The sequence below is a fragment of the Acidovorax sp. HMWF018 genome (assembly GCF_003061035.1).
Taxonomy (GTDB): Bacteria; Pseudomonadota; Gammaproteobacteria; order Burkholderiales; family Burkholderiaceae_C; genus Acidovorax; species Acidovorax delafieldii.
The window spans coordinates 1-1,010 of sequence record NZ_QAIM01000555.1 but is presented as its reverse complement, the minus strand read 5'-3'; the positions used below and the strand labels follow the sequence as shown (position 1 = coordinate 1,010).

At 63.9% G+C, this 1,010-nt stretch carries 1 protein-coding gene and 1 pseudogene; both read left to right on the top strand.

Translation table 11 applies throughout. The annotated features are described in order from the left end of the window. Positions 1 to 872, top strand: an 872-nt coding sequence (locus tag DBR23_RS23570) for an IS5 family transposase (protein WP_108499774.1), incomplete at its 5' end; no start/stop codon positions are given. Between the two features lie 36 nt (positions 873 to 908). Then, a pseudogene (locus DBR23_RS32355) lies at positions 909 to 1,010 on the top strand (IS3 family transposase); the annotation flags it as partial.

Genomic DNA, 1,010 nt, shown 5'->3' with positions numbered 1-1,010 from the left:
TCAAACGCCGAGGATCCTTGATGGTCTGGCTCGATGCAGACCTGCAATGGCACGCATCGCCCAGCGGCAGGAATGGACGGCCAGCAGTCTTCAATGATGCCGCGATCCAGTTCTGCCTGACCCTCAAGTGCATGTTCGGCCTGGGCCTGCGCCAGGCCACCGGCTTGGCCGAGAGCCTGCTGCGGCTCGCAAGGCTTGATTGGCCGGTGCCCGACTACAGCACCCTATGCCGGCGCCAGAAGACCTTGAGCGTGGCCATCACGGCACGCCCCAACAGCACCGGCCTGCACCTGCTGATCGACAGCACCGGCGTGAAGATGTTGGGTGAAGGTGAATGGAAGACCAAGAAGCATGGTGCTGACTACCGGCGCCAGTGGCGCAAGGCTCATCTGGGCATCGATGCTCAGACGCTGGAGATCCGAGCCATCGAGATCACGGACAACGCCATCGGGGACGCTCCCATGCTGCCGGAGCTCCTCGCCCAGATCCCCGCACATGAGCCGCTGCACTCCGTGAGCGCGGATGGGGCCTATGACACCAAGGCCTGCCACGAAGCCATCGCCGGTCGCCATGCCGCGGCCATCATTCCCACCCGCAGGAATGCAAAGCCCTGGGCGGATGCCAGAGCGGGTGCCCAGGCCCGCAACGAGATCTTGAGAACCACCCGAAAGCTTGGGCGAGCTATTTGGAAGAAGTGGAGCGGCTACCACCGCCGCAGCCTGGTGGAGACCAAGATGGGGTGTTTCAAGCGACTGGGGGAGCGGGTGATGGCACGCGACTTCGACCGGCAGGTCACAGAGCTGCAGGTGCGAGCCTCCATCCTCAACAGATTCACCAGCCTGGGCACGCCCCGTACGGTGCGCGTGGCATAGCTGCGCCTGGGGTAAGGGGAAGCTCGGCCTCACTCCCGAACGCGAGGGCAGGTCCGTTCAGACGTGTTCGACTACATCGAGTGCTTCTACAACCCGACGCGCCGGCATTCGACACTCGGGTATCTCAGTCCCGTACAG